This window comes from Halomonas sp. DP3Y7-2 (assembly GCF_019800795.1).
Taxonomy (GTDB): domain Bacteria; phylum Pseudomonadota; class Gammaproteobacteria; order Pseudomonadales; family Halomonadaceae; genus Halomonas; species Halomonas litopenaei_A.
On record NZ_JAHVKJ010000007.1, the window covers coordinates 486,568 to 502,149 of the forward strand.

The following is a 15,582-nucleotide window of genomic DNA, read 5'->3' on the forward strand; positions in this document are numbered from 1 at the left end:
GTTTCCTGAACGCTCAATCATGACGCACCAGCCATAGAGAGCGATAGGGCGCCAGGGTATCGCAATGGCGCCATTCGCCGCCCTCCAGCAGGTCCTCCCAGCCAGGACGTTCGAGTTCCGCCATGGCCAGAGGTTGCGGGCGGTCGGTAACATTATGGATCGCCAGCAGGCGACGGCCGCTGGCAATCGGCCCACGCTGAATGGCCAGCAATTGTGGCGCGGTTGGCACCACCGTCTGAGCGGCGTCGGGGTGGAAGCAAGGCTCTCGGCGGCGCAGTTCAAGGCGACGCGTGAGGGCTACGAATACCTCACGGGTCGGCGTGTGCCGGCTGTCAAGCAGCATCCCCAGTTCCTGGCGCTGCCAGCGCTTGCGGTTGATGGAGCGCAGGCGCCCGCTGCGCTCGACGCCATCATGGTCATTCTGGGTAGCCGTCAGACAGTGAATGTAGACCCCGGGTATGCCCTTCAGGACCAGCATCAGGTGCTGACTCAACAAGAAGCGCTCGACCTGCCAGGGGTCGGGGCCTCGGCGGGTGCCGCTCATGGCATCGAACCAGGTGATGTTCAGTTCGTAGGGACTGTCACTGCCGTCGCTCTGGCGGCGCATGCTGACAAAGCCGCCGAAGCGCTGCATCAAGCCAACCAGAGCATCGATTTCGTGTTGCTCGAGCCAGCCTTCCAGCGGTCGTACCCCGATGCCGTCGTGGCTGGCGGTGAAGTTGAGATAGCTGCAGCCCTCTGGAAGCTCGGGCAGCGTGTTCAGCCAACGGGCGATGGTGCCGGCCTCACCGCTGGTCAGGGTATGCAGCAGCAGTGGGGGCAGCGGGAACTGATAGACCAGATGGGCTTCATCCGGTGGTGTGTGCTCACGCTCCAGGCCAAAGTAGCTGATGTTCTCGGCGTGAGGCACGTTGGTCTCGGTGATGATCAAGGTGCCGGGAGCCACATGATCGACGATGGCGCGAAGCAGACGCACCACAGCGTGGGTTTCGGGAAGGTGAATGCAACGGGTGCCGGGCCGTTTCCACAGGAAGGCGACGGCGTCCAGGCGCACGATCCGCGCGCCCTGCTGAAGATAGAACAGCAGTATGCCGATGAATTCGATCAGCACGTCGGGGTTGGCAAAGTTCAGGTCGATCTGGTCCTCCGAGAAGGTGGCCCACAGATGGCGTACCCCCCGACGGGTACTGACCGGCACCAGCAGTGGAGAACTGCGTGGCCGGACGACGTCGCTGAGATCCGTTTCCGGGTCCATCTCGATGAAGTAGTCGCGACCGGGCAGGTTGCCGCCCAGGTAGTCGGCAAACCACAGCGACTCCCTTGAGACATGATTCAAGACTAGATCCACCATCAGGTCGTGGCGGCTGGCCAGCCGCCTGATGTCTCGCCACTCGCCCAGGGCCGGGTCGACCTCGCGGTAGTGAATGACCGAGAAGCCATCGTCGCTGCTCCAGGGAAAGAAGGGCAGCACGTGAACCCCGCTGAACACGCCAGCCAGTCGGCTGTGAAGAAAGTCATCGAGCACGGCCAGGGGAGGTTTGGGCGACGTCTCCTGACCGCTGTCCGAGCGTGATTCGTGCTCATCGATCAGCGAATCACCGTACAGAATCAGCCATTGATCCTTTTCACTCCACAGTTCGTTTCTTGCACCATGACGGTGCGAAAGACGGGCGCCCTGCGCTTCGATCAGGCGCAGCAGGCGGCGCAGCACTTCCTCGCTACGTTCTCCATACAGAGGTGTCAGCAAGGCTTTGGCATGCTGCTGGAAGCGGTCTGCGTCCATCGCTGTGAGGGGTGGGGCCATGGCGTCCTCCTTGGGCGGGCGAGGCGGGAGGTTGCGCCTGTGCCCGACGTCTTATTGGCAGGATAATGCACAACATCAAGCACAGGGCGTGCCAACTGGCATCGCGCAAAGGGCTTGGCGGACGGTTGCGCTGGGCGAAAAAGGCCGCAACCGTTACACTATGGCGACATTTTCTCCTGCCGGACTGCCCGCTATGCATTGCCCTTTCTGTGGCGCTCAAGAGACTCGTGTGACCGATTCCCGGCTGGTTGCCGAAGGCGACCAGGTGCGTCGACGTCGGCAGTGCGCGGGATGCGGGGAGCGCTTCACTACCTATGAGACCGCCGAACTGGTGATGCCGCGGATCGTCAAGGCCGATGGCTCCCGTGAGGTGTTTGACGAGAGCAAGCTGCGAGCGGGCATGCTGAGGGCTCTGGAAAAACGCCCGGTCAGTGCGGAATCCATCGAAGCGGCGGTGGAGCGCATACGCCAGAACCTGAGGGCCCGAGGGGAGCGTGAGGTCCAAGCGCGGGTCGTGGGTGAGGAAGTGATGAACGCGCTCAAGCGCCTGGACCAGGTGGCTTACATTCGCTTCGCCTCGGTGTACCGCAGATTTCAGGACATCGACGAGTTTCGTGCCGAGATTGACCGGTTGGCTCAGGAGCCGAACTTCACCCCCGACAATGAGGAGCCGTCATGAGCCGCGACGATGCACCTCCGGCGTCAGCCCCTGGCCATGATGCCCACTGGATGGCGAGAGCGCTTCGCCTGGCTGAGCATGGCCGCTACACCAGCATGCCGAATCCGCGTGTCGGTTGCGTGCTGGTCAAGGACGGCGAGTGGCTGGCCGAGGGCTTTCATGAGCGTGCCGGTGAGCCCCATGCGGAAATCCATGCGCTGAACGGCGCCGGTGAGCGCTCCCGTGGCGCAACCGCCTATGTGACGCTGGAGCCATGCTCTCATCATGGTCGCACCGGCCCCTGCTGCGATGCCTTGATCCAGGCGGGCGTCGCCCGGGTCGTGGTGGCCATGCAGGACCCCAACCCACAGGTCGCTGGGCGCGGCATCCAGAGGCTGCGTGAGGCAGGTATCGAGGTGCTGGTCGGTTGTCTTGAGGACGATGCGCTGACCTTGAATGCGGGCTTCGTATCGCGCATGACCAAGGGGCGCCCGCGGGTGCGCCTGAAGCTGGCCATGAGCCTCGATGGGCGTACCGCCATGGCCTCCGGCGAGTCCCAGTGGATCACCGGCCCTGCGGCACGCCGCGATGTGCAGCGCCTGCGTGCCCAGAGCTGCGCGATTCTGACTGGCGTCGACTCCATCATCTTCGATAACTCGCGACTGACGGTGCGAGCCGAGCAACTGGGGCTCGATCAGGCTGACACCATTGCCCGTCGCCAGCCGCTGCGCGTGGTGGTCGATTCGCGTCTGCGCATGCCGTTGGCGGCTGCCTGTCTGAGCGAGCCCGGTCAGACCCTGGTGGTCTGCGTCGAAGGCGTCGAATCTCCTCGCCGGGAAGCGCTGGAGCGCAGCGGGGCCCGAGTACTGGAAATGCCGGCCGGCGAGGACGGTCGCGTAGATCTGCCGACGCTGCTCGACTGGCTGGGGCGTGAAGAAGGATGCAACGAGCTGCTGGTCGAAACCGGTGCGACCCTTGCCGGTGCCATGATGGATGCCTGTCTGGTGGATGAGCTGCGCCTCTACATGGCGCCGACGCTGCTTGGACCCGAGGCTCGTGGACTGATGTCGTTGAGCGGGATTGACCAGATGGCTCATCAGCGACCGCTCGAGATCATCGATATTCGCGCCTTGGGCCAGGACTGGCGAATTTTGGCTCGCCCCGCGCTGCCTGCCTGCACAGGGCGCTGAGCTAACGCCCTGGTAATGACAGAGCCCTGATAACCTAGAGCCCTGATGACCTAGAGCCCTGATTATTCTAGCGCCCTGATACGGGGCCGGGTGCAGGTGCCCGCGTGGATACGTGGTTCTCCGCATACCCTCTCATTCGCCGCCACTGGCGCCCAGGCGCGTCCCACGGTACCCTGACGGCCGTTTCTGGCCGCCGTCGCCGTGTGGCCACTTCAGATCCAGGGAGCACACATGTCGCAGTCTTCCAGCGGGGGCCTGGCCCCTATTGCCGAACTCGTCGAGGATATCCGTCAAGGCCGCATGGTCATCTTGATGGATGATGAGGATCGGGAAAACGAAGGTGACATCATCATGGCGGCCGAGAAGGTGGAGGCCAGCCATATCAATTTCATGGCGGTTCACGCTCGCGGCCTGATCTGCATGCCGATGACCCGCGAGCGTTGCGAGCAGCTCAAGCTTCCGCTGATGGTGCAGGATAACGGTTCTGGTTACGGCACCAAGTTCACCCTGTCCATCGAGGCCGCCGAGGGCGTCAGCACCGGCATCTCTGCAGCGGATCGCGCACGCACCGTGCAGGCGGCCAGCGCTCGCAATGCGCGCCCCGAGGATATCGTTCAGCCGGGCCATATCTTTCCGCTGATGGCGGAGCCGGGTGGCGTGCTGCGGCGTGCCGGCCACACCGAGGCGGCCTGTGATCTGGCGGCGCTTGCCGGGTGCGACCCCAGCGGTGTGATCTGTGAAATCATGAACGAAGATGGCACCATGGCCCGCCGGCCGGAGCTCGAGCGCTTTGCCGAGACCCATGGCATCAAGATGGGCACCATCGCCGACCTGATCCACTACCGCATCCATAACGAGCAGACGGTGGAGGAGGTAGAGCGGTTGCCGGTCAGCACTGCCTATGGCGAGCTGACGGCCCACGTCTTTGCCGACCGCATCCACAAGGTGCACCATCTGGCGCTGGTCAAGGGACACCCGACACCGGATGGCGTGACCACGGTGCGCGTCCATCTGGCCAACGAGATGCGTGACCTGATGTGCCTGGTCAAGGGTGAAGAAGCATCCTGGCGTGCGCATCAGGCCCTGGAAGAGGTGGCGCGAGCCGAGCACGGCGTGTTTGTGCTACTCGATGACATGCGCTCCCGCCAGGACCTCAACGACCTGCTGCAGGTCTTTCTCGAGCGCCGCCGCACTGCCCGCGGCAGTGAGTCGGACGGGTCGGGCAACTACCTGACCATCGGCACCGGCTCCCAGGTCCTGCGCGAGCTTGGAGTGGGCAAGATGCGCCTGCTTAGCTCCCCCTGGAAGTTTTCGGCGCTGTCAGGCTTTGACCTGGAAGTGGTGGACATCGTGTCGCCCACTGATCTAGACGCATGATGATTCCCAGGCGATGCCCCAAGGCATCACCTGGGGATTCGGCTATCCATTAGGGGATTATCCCCGACTGCCGGCCAGGTGCCGGCGAATTCAGGAAATTTCAAGATGCAACCTATCTCCCAAGTCGAAGGCAGCTTTGTCGAGGTTCAGGGCCGCTACGTGATCGTCGTGGGCCGCTTCAACCACCATGTGGTGGACTCTCTGGTGGAAGGCGCTGTGGACAGCCTGGTGCGCCATGGCGTGGACATGGAGATGATCGATATCGTTCATGTTCCTGGCGCCTGGGAACTGCCTCTGGCCGTCAAGCGGGTGTTGCAGGTGGCCAAGCCCGACGCGGTGATCGCCCTGGGCGCCGTCATCCGCGGTGGCACGCCTCACTTCGAGCACGTGGCCGGCGAGTGCAACTCGGCCCTGTCGCGTCTTCAGCTCGACTTTGACACGCCGGTGGCGAATGGCGTGCTGACCGTGAACTCCATCGAGCAGGCCATCGAGCGTGCCGGTACCAAGGCAGGCAACAAGGGAACCGAAGCGGCCATGGCCGCCATGGAAATGGTCTCCCTGCTGCGCCACTTTGGTGACGATGGCGAGGAGACCTCCGCATGAGCCGTGAACAGCGTGCGCCGACCAAGGCTCAGCAATCCCGTCGTGCCGCCCGCGAGCTGGCGGTGCAGGGACTCTACCAGTGGCAGATGACCGAGAAATCGATCAGCGCGGTGGAAGCCGAGTTCCGCAGCCAGGTGCCGGATGATGACCTGGAAACCCATGAGAACTGGCTCAAGGTGATGGAAATCGCCGACCTGGCGCTGTTCCATGAGCTGCTGCACAACGTCGCTCGCTATCGCAAGGAGCTCGACGCGGACATCGCTCCCTTGCTCGACCGTCGTCTCGAGGACATCGATCCGATCGAGCTGGCCATCTTGCGTCTCGGTGCCTACGAGCTGTCACGGCGCCTGGAAGTGCCGTACCGTGCGGTCATCAACGAAGGGGTCGAGCTGGCCAAGTCGTTCGGTGCGACGGATGGGCACAAGTACATCAACAGCATTCTCGACAAGCTGGCGATCAAGCTGAGAAGTGCCGAGGTCAGTGCCCGTCGCCGCTGAAGGTCGCTGCTGATGTACGGAGAATTCGAACTCATCCAGCGCTGGCTGGCACCGGCGAGACGCGGGGCTGCTGACGCGTTCGGCGTAAGCCTGGGCGTCGGTGACGATGCCAGCCTGATGCAGCCCACCCCGGGCCATGAGCTGGTGGTCAGCGTCGACACGTCGGTCGAGGGGCAGCACTTTCCGCCTGGTGCGCCCGCCGCTGCGCTGGGGCATCGAGCCGTGGCTGTCAGTCTCAGTGATCTGGCGGCCATGGGCGCCAGACCACGCTGGTGTCTGATGGCATTGACCCTGCCTGACGCCAACGACGACTGGGTGGCAGAATTCGCTCGTGGCTTCCATGCTGTGTGCGATAGCGCCGGTATGGCGCTGGTCGGCGGAGATGTGACCCGCGGTCAGCGCGCCATCAGTGTCACCGTCATGGGCGAGGTGCCGACCGGGCAGGCACTGCGCCGTGATGGGGCCAAGGCCGGTGACGTGCTGGCGGTGACCGGAGCCCTCGGCGGAGGCGCCGGCGGTCTTGCCGCATGGCAAGGCGGAGCGCGAGATATGGAGCAGCCTCTGCTGAAGCGTTACTTGCTGCCCGAAGCGCGCTGGCAGGCCGGTGAAGTCCTGCGCGGGTTGGCGAATGCGGCCATCGACGTGTCCGATGGCTTGCTGGCTGACCTGGATCACGTGCTCAGCGCCTCGGGCGTCGGTGCTGTCCTGGACAGCGCGTCGCTGCCTCTGGCCGACGGTCTGGCCGCGAGGCTGGGCCAGGATGCCGCCATTGAGGCGGCGCTATGCGGCGGGGATGACTATGAGTTGCTGGTCTCCTTGCCCCCGTCACGGGTCGCCCAGGCGAAGGCTGCGCTGCTGGCTCTGGGCATCGAGCTGACGCCGATCGGTCATTTGACCGAGACGCCGGGCATACAGGGCGTGAAGATCCCATCCAGGGCTGGCTGGCAACATTTCCACGGAGGGACATCGTGAACAAAGCACCGGCTAGCGTCTGGCACCGGCCGACCCACTTTCTTGCCTTCGGGCTTGGCAGTGGGGCGGCGCCCTTTGCTCCAGGTACCTTCGGCACCCTGGCGGCCATTCCGTTCTACTGGCTATTGTCAGAACTGACCCTCGGTTGGTACCTGGTGATGATCGCCATCACCTTCGTGTGGGGCGTCTGGTTATGCGACAAGACCTCCCGCGACCTGGGTGTCCACGACCACTCCGGCATCGTCTGGGATGAGTTCGTCGGCTACTGGTTGACCATGGCGGCGGTGCCCTTCTCATGGGAGGCGGCACTGTGGGGCTTTGTTGTCTTCCGGGTCTTCGACGTCATCAAGCCCTGGCCGATTCGCTGGGCGGATCGGCGTGTTGCCGGCGGCTTTGGCATCATGGTCGATGACGTCTTGGCGGGGGTCTACTCCTGGTGCACCATGCACCTGTGGTTCTGGTTGCACTGAGCGAGCGGTGCGTCAGAGGAAGACGTTCGCTGGCTGAGAGGAAGGAACATGCGCAAGGAACGATGGATCGTACCCGTAGTGGTGGTGCTGGCGGTGGCCTGGGCCGTGGCTCAGTACCTCGCCAGCCTGCTGTTCGAGCGTGAGCTTGCGCGTGCGCTGGCCGACTTGGAAGCCAGGGGCGACCTGCGCATCTCGCGCAGCGATGTCCGGCAAGGCTGGCTGAGCTCTTCCGGCGTACTGCATATCGCCCCCCTCATCGGCCACGCCTGGCACCTGTCGCTGCCCTACGATGCGCGCCACGGCGTCCTCGATACCAGTGTCATCGGTACTGTGGAGCTGCATGTCGGCGAGGCCGACGAGCGGCTGTTTGGCGATGCCATTCCCGCTGCCCCGCCGCGCTGGGAAGCCCACTATCGTACCCTGGGCGGTACCCTCCAGGGTGAGCTGGCGCTGGCGCCCTTCATTGTCAGCCAGTCGCCCCCTCGCAGCGGCCCCCGCTCGCTGCATTTCTCGGGTGCGCGGATCGCCTTCGATGGCATCTACGGTGACTGGCGAACCCGTATGACCGTCGATTCCGTACAGTTGCGTGATGGTGAGGCCCGACTCGAGGTCGGTCCGCTTCAGTATCAGAGCCGCTATGCCTACACCCCAGGGGCGCTTCACTTCAATCAGCAGGACAGTCTGACCATCGAGGCGCTGAGCCTGCGTCATCCGCAGGTCAATCTGGACGGCACCTCGATCGTGCTGCAGACCGACACCCAGTTGGATGACAGTGAACTCAGGCTGAAGAGCAATCTGACGCTTGGCGAAATTCGCTCCGGCAACGACATGCTGGTGGATGGCGAGCTGAGCATCGAGCTGTCCCGGATCAATGCCGACGCGCTGCGCTCTGTCGTTGAGCTGGCGCGCCACAAGACGGCATTGGGCACGGTGTCGTTGGACGACGCCGCGGCGGATTCGGCCATGGATCGGGCGCTGGCTCAGCTGCTCAAGGACTCCCCGCGACTGGACCTGGTCGACGTCAATCTGGATAGCCCCATGCTCGGGCTGAGCCTGCATGGGGATGGCGTTGTCGTGTTTGATCCGCGTGAGCTGGATCAGTTGAGTCCCCTGGCGCTGGATGATCCCTCGATGCGCGCCAAGTTCCGGGAGCGCCTGGACGGCGATTTCGAGTGGCGTGAACCCCCTGCCGTAGTGGCGCTGTGGCTGAGATTGCCGCTGGATACGTCGATGCTGGGCATCGATGTGGTCAAGGGCCAGCTGCGCATCAATGGACGCCCGCTGCCGCCGCTGCTGGGCCGCTGACGCCAGATGGTGGCTCCCCGCGTTGTCGCACCGGCACGCACTAACGCGCTTGGTTGTCACCCCACGCCTTGAACTTGGCGTCGATCGCCCACATTCCTGAGTAGCATATGGGCAAGGCCCCAACTTCAGGATGAGGTGACCATGAGCGATGATCGTGATTCCCGGTCTGATGAGCTGGACTGGATTCCCCTTGGCGGTGCTGCTGACGACGGTCAGAACGATGACGATGACAGTCAGTCCCAGCTTGAAAGCCATGCGGTGATTCCTGCCAGTGCGAGTCTGCCGGAGCGGTTGTACCTGCTGCCGATCCATAATCGTCCCTTCTTTCCGGCCCAGGTTCAGCCGTTGGTGATCAACCGCGAGCGCTGGTCCGAGACCATCGAGAGGGTGGCCAATACCCCCCACGACACCGTAGGCCTTGCGTTTGTCGGGGAAGCGGGCGTGGAAGAGCTGTCCTCCGAAGACTTCCCTACCATCGGCACGGCGGTGAAAGCGCACAAGCTGCAGGGTGAGGATCAGCAGATCCAGTTCATCGCCCAGGGCGTCCGGCGCTTCAAGATCGAGCGCTGGCTGTCGCGCAAGCCGCCATTTCTGGTCGAGGTGTCGTATCCCCGCGAGCCGGTGGATACCGAGGACGACGAGACCCGTGCCTACGCCATGGCATTGATCAATGGCATCAAGGAGCTGCTGCCGATCAATCCCCTCTACGGCGAAGAGCTCAAGCACTATCTCAATCGCTTCAGCCCCCACGAGCCTGGACCGCTGACGGACTTTGCGGCGGCCATCACCTCGGCGCAGGGGGGGGAGCTGCAGGACGTGCTGGCGACGCTGCCAGTGGTTCCGCGCATGCAAAAAGTGCTGCCGCTGTTGCGCAAGGAGATTGAAGTCGCGCAACTGCAGAGCGAGATCAGTGAGCAGGTCAACGCCCAGATGCAGGAGCGTCAGCGTGAGTTCTTCCTGCGTGAGCAGTTGAAGGTGATCCAGCGCGAGCTGGGCATCTCCAAGGACGATCGCGAGAACGATGTGGATACCTTCCGGGCTCGCCTGGAAGGGCGCGAGGTGCCGGAGCGGGTTCAAGAGCGTATCGATGACGAACTGGGCAAGCTGTCGGTGCTGGAAACCGGCTCCCCCGAGTACGGCACCACGCGCAACTATCTGGACTGGCTGACGGCCATGCCCTGGGGCCAGCAGAGCCAGGATCAGCTTGATCTGGCCCATGCCCGCAAGGTCCTCGACCGCGATCATGACGGACTGACCGACGTGAAAGAGCGGATCGTGGAGTTTCTTGCCGAAGGTACGTTCAAGGGCGATGTCGGGGGCTCTATCGTGCTGCTGGTCGGCCCACCCGGGGTCGGCAAGACCTCTATCGGGCGCTCCATCGCCGAGGCACTCGGTCGCGAGTTCTACCGCTTCTCGGTCGGCGGGATGCGTGACGAGGCCGAGATCAAGGGCCATCGCCGGACCTACGTGGGGGCCATGCCGGGCAAGCTGGTACAGGCACTCAAGGAGGTCGAGGTCGAGAACCCGGTGATCATGCTCGACGAGATCGACAAGATGGGTCAGTCGTTCCAGGGTGACCCTGCCTCGGCACTGCTGGAGGTGCTGGACCCTGAGCAGAACGTCGACTTCCTCGATCACTATCTGGACGTGCGCCTCGACCTGTCCAAGGTGCTGTTCGTGTGCACCGCGAATACGCTGGATTCGATTCCGCCGGCGCTGCTGGACCGGATGGAGCAGATTCGGCTGTCTGGCTATATCGCTGAGGAAAAGCAGGCGATTGCCCGCCATCATCTGTGGCCCAAGCTGCTGAAGCGGGACAACATCCCGAAGAAGCGCATCAACCTGACAGCGGCGGCGCTGCGCCAGGTGGTCGAGGGCTATGCCCGTGAAGCGGGAGTACGCCAGCTGGAGAAGCAGCTTCACCGCATTGTGCGCAAGGCTGCGGTAAAGCTGCTCGAGAATGACCAGGAAACCGTCAAGGTATCGCTCAAGAACCTGGAGGAATTTCTCGGTGCGCCGCTGTTCCGTAAGGAAAAGGTGATGAAGGGGCAGGGCGTTGTGACGGGACTGGCCTGGACGTCCATGGGCGGCGCCACTCTATCCATCGAAGCGGGCAAGGTGCATGGGCTGGATCGCGGCTTCAAGCTGACCGGCCAGCTTGGGGACGTGATGAAGGAGTCCGCCAACATTGCCTACAGCTACGTGCAGGGGCACCTGAGCGAATACGGTGCGGATGCCGGATTCTTTGACGCCAGCTTCGTGCACATGCACGTGCCCGAGGGGGCGACCCCGAAGGATGGTCCCTCGGCTGGGGTGACCATGACTACCGCGCTGCTGTCGCTGGCCCGCCAGCAGCCGATTGACCGCAATCTGGCGATGACCGGTGAACTGACCCTGACGGGGCAGGTGCTACCGGTGGGGGGTATTCGGGAGAAGGTCATCGCCGCTCGACGCAGCGAGATCTTCGAAGTCATTCTGCCCGAGGCCAATCGGCGTGATTATGACGAGCTGCCCGACTATCTGAAGGAGGGCATGACCGTACACTTTGCCGGCCGCTATCAGGACGTGGCCAAGGTCGTGTTCGGTTGATGGACTGAGCGAGGACGCTGGGGCTCTGTCTGACAGGCCCCAGCGCCTTCGTAGCCAGCGCTTGTCCGGTGTCGAGGACGATCAACGGCACGTCAATCACTTTGCTGCTTCCAGCATGTCTACTCGCCCCCGGTGTCTTGCCGGGGGCGACGCGTTGTATCCGCGCAAGGCTTTCCAGTGCTGCCCCGGCGTGACAGAATCGATGGTCTGGACACGAGACACCGCCTGGCGGCCAAGGGCCCCACAGGTGGACAAAAAATGACGAGGATTCCATGCCAGAGTATCGCTCCCGAACCACTACCGCCGGTCGCAACATGGCCGGCGCCCGCGCCCTGTGGCGCGCCACCGGCATGAAGGATGACGACTTTCACAAGCCGATCATCGCTGTGGCCAATTCGTTCACCCAGTTCGTCCCGGGCCACGTACACCTCAAGGACATGGGGCAGCTGGTCGCCCGCGAGATCGAGAAAGCCGGCGGCGTGGCCAAGGAATTCAACACCATCGCCGTGGATGATGGCATCGCCATGGGCCACGACGGCATGCTGTATTCACTGCCCAGCCGTGACCTGATCGCAGACAGTGTCGAGTATATGGTCAATGCCCACTGCGCCGATGCGCTGGTGTGCATCTCCAACTGCGACAAGATCACCCCGGGAATGCTGATGGCCGCCATGCGCCTCAACATCCCGGTGATCTTTGTTTCCGGCGGTCCGATGGAAGCCGGCAAGACCAAGCTGCTGGATCACGGTCTCGACCTGGTCGATGCCATGGTCATGGCCGCCGACGACTCGGTGGACGAGGAAACCCTGAACGAGGTCGAGCGCAGCGCCTGCCCCACCTGCGGCAGCTGCTCCGGCATGTTCACCGCCAACTCCATGAACTGCCTGACAGAAGCGCTAGGTCTTGCGCTGCCCGGCAACGGTACGGTGCTGGCAACCCACGCGGATCGCCGTCGTCTGTTCGAGACCGCGGGCGAGCGCATCGTGGAATTGGCCAAGCGCTATTACGAAGGTGACGAGGCGCACCTGCTGCCCCGCGCCATCGGCTCCAAGGCGGCGTTCAAGAATGCCATGACCCTGGACATCGCCATGGGCGGCTCGACCAACACCATTCTGCACCTGCTGGCCGCGGCCCAGGAAGCAGGCGTCGACTTCAACATGCCGGATATCGATCGTCTGAGCCGTGAAGTGCCCCAGTTGTGCAAGGTGGCGCCCAACACCCAGAAGTACCACATCGAAGACGTCCATCGTGCCGGCGGTATCATGGCGATTCTCGGCGAGCTTGACCGGGCTGGCGTGCTCGATACGTCCGTGCCCACCGTGTATGGCGACAGCCTGCTCGAGGCACTGGACGAGTGGGACATCATGCGCAATCCCTCGGCGGAAGTGGTCAACTTCTTCAAGGCCGGGCCCGGCGGCATCCCGACCCAGACGGCATTCTCCCAGAGCGCGCGCTGGCCGAGTCTCGATGGCGACCGCGCTACCGGTTGTATTCGTGACTACGCCCATGCCTTCTCCAAGGAAGGCGGTCTGGCCGTGCTGCACGGAAACATCGCCGAAAGCGGCTGTGTGGTGAAGACTGCCGGTGTCGACGACAGCATTCTGGTCTTTGAAGGGCCGGCCCACGTCGTGGAGTCCCAGGATCAGGCGGTCGAGCACATCCTTGGCGGTGAAGTGAAGGAAGGCGACGTCGTGGTCATCCGCTACGAAGGACCCAAGGGCGGTCCCGGCATGCAGGAAATGCTGTATCCGACCTCGTACCTGAAGTCCAAGGGGCTGGGCAAGGCCTGTGCCTTGCTGACGGACGGCCGCTTCTCAGGGGGCACTTCGGGACTGTCGATCGGCCACGTATCGCCAGAAGCGGCGGCAGGTGGCGCGATCGGTCTGGTCGAAAATGGCGATTTGATCCGCATCGATATTCCCAGCCGTACCATCAACGTGCTGCTGGATGATGCGGAGCTTGCCGCCCGCCGCCAGCGTCAGGATGAGCGTGGCAAGGAGGCCTGGACGCCTCGTATCACGCGACTGCGCAAGGTGACACCGGCACTCAAGGCCTACGCGCTGCTGGCGACGTCGGCCGACAAGGGCGCGGTTCGCGACCTCGAGAAGCTGGACGCCTGATCCAGACCGCTGGCAAGTATTCGAGGTGATCGAAGGCCGGCTGATGCCGGCCTTCAACGTTACTGAGCCTTCTACCCCAGTGGGCTGCCTCGGAGGGTGGCGACCGGCGTCCTGCGTTCGCCCGGGGGCTAGCGTGAGTGCTGGAACTCGATTAATTCCGAGGATTTGGTCATGCTGGGAGCAATAGATATCGACGGATCAATAAAGCCCTCGACAAGACGGGCGCAACGCGGGCACAGGGGCCGAACATGAAGACACAGACGCTTAACGTGGGGCTGGTGGGGTACGGGATGGCGTCACGGACGTTCCATGCGCCCTTGATCCAGGCTGCGCCTGGACTTGAGTTGACGGCGGTGGTGAGCTCCGATGCGTCCAAGGTGTTGAACGACCTGCCGGATGTCACGGTGCATGGCAAGCTCAGCGAGTTGCTCGATGTGCGCCACGTGGACCTGGTGGTGATTGCGACGCCCAATGAACAGCATTACGCCATGGCCAAGGCGGCGCTGGCGGCTGGCAAGCACGTGGTAGTGGACAAGCCTGTGACCGTTTCAGCTTCTGAAGCGCGTCAGCTGCGGGCCCAGGCCGACCGGTCGGAACTTCTGCTCAGTGTCTTTCACAATCGTCGCTGGGACTGTGACTTTCTGACGGTGCGTCAGTTGCTGGAGGAAGGACGGCTTGGGCGGGTGACGTCGTTCACGTCCCGCTTTGATCGCTATCGCCCGGCGGTGTCCAACCGCTGGCGCGATCATCACAAGCCGGGAGGCGGCATCTGGTACGACCTTGGCCCCCACCTGCTGGACCAGGCCAGGGAGCTGTTCGGAATGCCTCGTGCGATCCTGCTGGAGCTGGCGACGGCGCGAGAGGGTGCAGAGGTCGATGATGACTTTCTTGCGCTGCTCGAGTACGACCGCTTGAGGGTGACGCTGCAGGCCAGCTCCCTGGTGGCCGAGGCGAGCCCGCGCTTCGTGGTGCACGGCACCGAGGGCAGCTATTCGGTCTACGGGCTGGATCCCCAGGAGGGCTGGCTGAAGCAGGGGATGGCGCCAAGCGACAACTGGGGTGTCGACGACTCTCCGGGTCAGCTGACGCTGAACCGCGGCAGTGCCGAGGAACCTGAGTTGATCAGCGAATCCTGTCCGTCGGTGCCCGGCAACTACCCTGCTTTCTACGCCGGCATTGCTCAGACCCTGCTGCATGGCGACCCGCCCCCCGTCACCGGAGAGCAGGCGGTGGATGTCATGACGCTGCTTGAGGCGGGGCTCGACAGCTATCGTCAAGGGCGCTGGGTACGTCTGAAAGAGGGCAACAGCAACTTGAGGCGTCTGCACGCCAGGCGCTGAGGTTGCCTCCAGCAGCGTTCACCAGAGCCGGTTGTCAGGCTGATCGCCGCGCAGCCGGTCCCGTGCAATGTAGAGTGCGGCGATGGCACGCGCCTCATGGAAGTCTTCCCGGGCCAGCAGGGCGGGAAGACTGTCCAGGGCATGGGTTTCGACGATCAGCGGCTCCGGTTCGTCTCCCTCGAGGCGCTGGGGGTAGAGGTCGCTGGCCAGCATGACCTGGATGCGCTGTCGCATGTAGTTGGGTGACAGTGACAGCTCGATCAGCGGTTCGATGCGTCTCGCGCCGACGCCGCACTCCTCCATCAGCTCCCGATTGGCCGCGGTGACGATGTCCTCACCTGGGTCGACGACGCCCTTGGGCAGGGTCAGCACGTAGTCCTCGAACCCTGCAGCGTACTCGCGAATCAGCAGGACATGTTCAGGGTCGGGCATGGCCACGATCATCACCGCGCCAATCCCCTGTCCATTACCCAGCAGTCGTTCGAAGCGTCGTTCGGCGCCATTGGAAAAGCGCAGGTCGAGCTCCTCCACGCGAAACAGGCGGCTTTCGGCGACGGTCTTGCGCGACAGAATGTGGGGTTTCTCCCGGGTACGGTCTTCCATGGCTTCTCCTGGCGTCAATGGGAAGGCGGGGGCTCTCGTGCTGGCCGAGTCGAT

General features: G+C 63.6%; 13 protein-coding genes. 11 read left to right on the plus strand and 2 right to left on the minus strand.

Translation table 11 applies throughout. The features are described 5' to 3' along the window. Positions 1–13: 13 nt before the first annotated feature. Positions 14–1,804 (minus strand): sugar phosphorylase, encoded by a 1,791-nt coding sequence (locus KUV45_RS09140; RefSeq protein WP_224851992.1) that lies wholly within the window; start codon positions 1,802–1,804, stop codon positions 14–16. Between the two features lie 193 nt (positions 1,805–1,997). Here KUV45_RS09140 and nrdR point away from each other — a divergent pair, with 193 nt between their 5' ends. The 11 genes from nrdR to KUV45_RS09195 all read left to right on the plus strand — a co-directional run bounded on the left by nrdR (position 1,998) and on the right by KUV45_RS09195 (position 14,925). Beyond that, positions 1,998–2,483, plus strand: coding sequence for a transcriptional regulator NrdR (nrdR, locus tag KUV45_RS09145; protein WP_206941173.1), 486 nt, complete (start codon positions 1,998–2,000; stop codon positions 2,481–2,483). After that, on the plus strand, positions 2,480–3,652 hold the full coding sequence (gene ribD / locus KUV45_RS09150; protein ID WP_206941164.1) for a bifunctional diaminohydroxyphosphoribosylaminopyrimidine deaminase/5-amino-6-(5-phosphoribosylamino)uracil reductase RibD: 1,173 nt from the start codon (positions 2,480–2,482) through the stop codon (positions 3,650–3,652). The genes nrdR and ribD overlap by 4 nt, the downstream gene beginning before the upstream one ends. Positions 3,653–3,883: 231 nt before the next feature. Further along, positions 3,884–5,029, plus strand: a complete 1,146-nt coding sequence (ribBA, locus tag KUV45_RS09155) for a bifunctional 3,4-dihydroxy-2-butanone-4-phosphate synthase/GTP cyclohydrolase II (protein WP_206941162.1) — start codon at positions 3,884–3,886, stop codon at positions 5,027–5,029. Positions 5,030–5,134: 105 nt separating this feature from the next. Further along, positions 5,135–5,632, plus strand: coding sequence for a 6,7-dimethyl-8-ribityllumazine synthase (gene ribE, locus KUV45_RS09160; RefSeq protein WP_206941160.1), 498 nt, complete (start codon positions 5,135–5,137; stop codon positions 5,630–5,632). Then, complete coding sequence (gene nusB / locus KUV45_RS09165) at positions 5,629–6,129, plus strand: transcription antitermination factor NusB (RefSeq protein ID WP_206941158.1); 501 nt, start codon at positions 5,629–5,631, stop codon at positions 6,127–6,129. Before ribE ends, nusB begins: the two co-directional genes overlap by 4 nt. A 12-nt stretch (positions 6,130–6,141) precedes the next feature. Continuing rightward, entirely contained in the window at positions 6,142–7,101 is a 960-nt protein-coding gene (gene thiL, locus KUV45_RS09170) for a thiamine-phosphate kinase (protein ID WP_222162791.1), read from the plus strand. Then, positions 7,098–7,571 (plus strand): phosphatidylglycerophosphatase A, encoded by a 474-nt coding sequence (locus tag KUV45_RS09175; RefSeq protein ID WP_206941153.1) that lies wholly within the window; start codon positions 7,098–7,100, stop codon positions 7,569–7,571. The genes thiL and KUV45_RS09175 overlap by 4 nt, the downstream gene beginning before the upstream one ends. Before the next feature lie 48 nt (positions 7,572–7,619). Continuing rightward, a complete protein-coding gene (locus KUV45_RS09180; RefSeq protein ID WP_206941150.1) occupies positions 7,620–8,876 on the plus strand; it encodes a DUF945 family protein in 1,257 nt (418 codons plus the stop codon). 141 nt (positions 8,877–9,017) lie between these two features. Further along, complete coding sequence (gene lon, locus KUV45_RS09185; protein ID WP_222162792.1) at positions 9,018–11,465, plus strand: endopeptidase La; 2,448 nt, start codon at positions 9,018–9,020, stop codon at positions 11,463–11,465. Positions 11,466–11,737: 272 nt separating this feature from the next. Beyond that, positions 11,738–13,585, plus strand: a complete 1,848-nt coding sequence (gene ilvD / locus KUV45_RS09190; protein WP_206941146.1) for a dihydroxy-acid dehydratase — start codon at positions 11,738–11,740, stop codon at positions 13,583–13,585. 248 nt (positions 13,586–13,833) lie between these two features. Further along, positions 13,834–14,925: an oxidoreductase gene (locus KUV45_RS09195; RefSeq protein WP_206941144.1), complete on the plus strand. Its 1,092-nt coding sequence runs from the start codon at positions 13,834–13,836 to the stop codon at positions 14,923–14,925. Between the two features lie 18 nt (positions 14,926–14,943). Here KUV45_RS09195 and nudE read toward each other — a convergent pair whose 3' ends face one another. Further along, positions 14,944–15,528, minus strand: a complete 585-nt coding sequence (nudE, locus tag KUV45_RS09200) for an ADP compounds hydrolase NudE (protein WP_222162793.1) — start codon at positions 15,526–15,528, stop codon at positions 14,944–14,946. Positions 15,529–15,582: the final 54 nt, after the last annotated feature.

What these genes read in the sequence shown, in the direction of transcription:
- lon (WP_222162792.1), top strand. Translation starts at nt 9,018, where the DNA reads ATGAGCGATGATCGTGATTCCCGGTCTGATGAGCTGGACTGGATTCCC.
- KUV45_RS09140 (WP_224851992.1), bottom strand. Translation starts at nt 1,804, where the DNA reads ATGGCCCCACCCCTCACAGCGATGGACGCAGACCGCTTCCAGCAGCAT.
- thiL (WP_222162791.1), top strand. Translation starts at nt 6,142, where the DNA reads ATGTACGGAGAATTCGAACTCATCCAGCGCTGGCTGGCACCGGCGAGA.
- nusB (WP_206941158.1), top strand. Translation starts at nt 5,629, where the DNA reads ATGAGCCGTGAACAGCGTGCGCCGACCAAGGCTCAGCAATCCCGTCGT.
- ribBA (WP_206941162.1), top strand. Translation starts at nt 3,884, where the DNA reads ATGTCGCAGTCTTCCAGCGGGGGCCTGGCCCCTATTGCCGAACTCGTC.
- nudE (WP_222162793.1), bottom strand. Translation starts at nt 15,528, where the DNA reads ATGGAAGACCGTACCCGGGAGAAACCCCACATTCTGTCGCGCAAGACC.
- KUV45_RS09180 (WP_206941150.1), top strand. Translation starts at nt 7,620, where the DNA reads ATGCGCAAGGAACGATGGATCGTACCCGTAGTGGTGGTGCTGGCGGTG.
- nrdR (WP_206941173.1), top strand. Translation starts at nt 1,998, where the DNA reads ATGCATTGCCCTTTCTGTGGCGCTCAAGAGACTCGTGTGACCGATTCC.
- ribD (WP_206941164.1), top strand. Translation starts at nt 2,480, where the DNA reads ATGAGCCGCGACGATGCACCTCCGGCGTCAGCCCCTGGCCATGATGCC.
- ribE (WP_206941160.1), top strand. Translation starts at nt 5,135, where the DNA reads ATGCAACCTATCTCCCAAGTCGAAGGCAGCTTTGTCGAGGTTCAGGGC.
- KUV45_RS09195 (WP_206941144.1), top strand. Translation starts at nt 13,834, where the DNA reads ATGAAGACACAGACGCTTAACGTGGGGCTGGTGGGGTACGGGATGGCG.
- ilvD (WP_206941146.1), top strand. Translation starts at nt 11,738, where the DNA reads ATGCCAGAGTATCGCTCCCGAACCACTACCGCCGGTCGCAACATGGCC.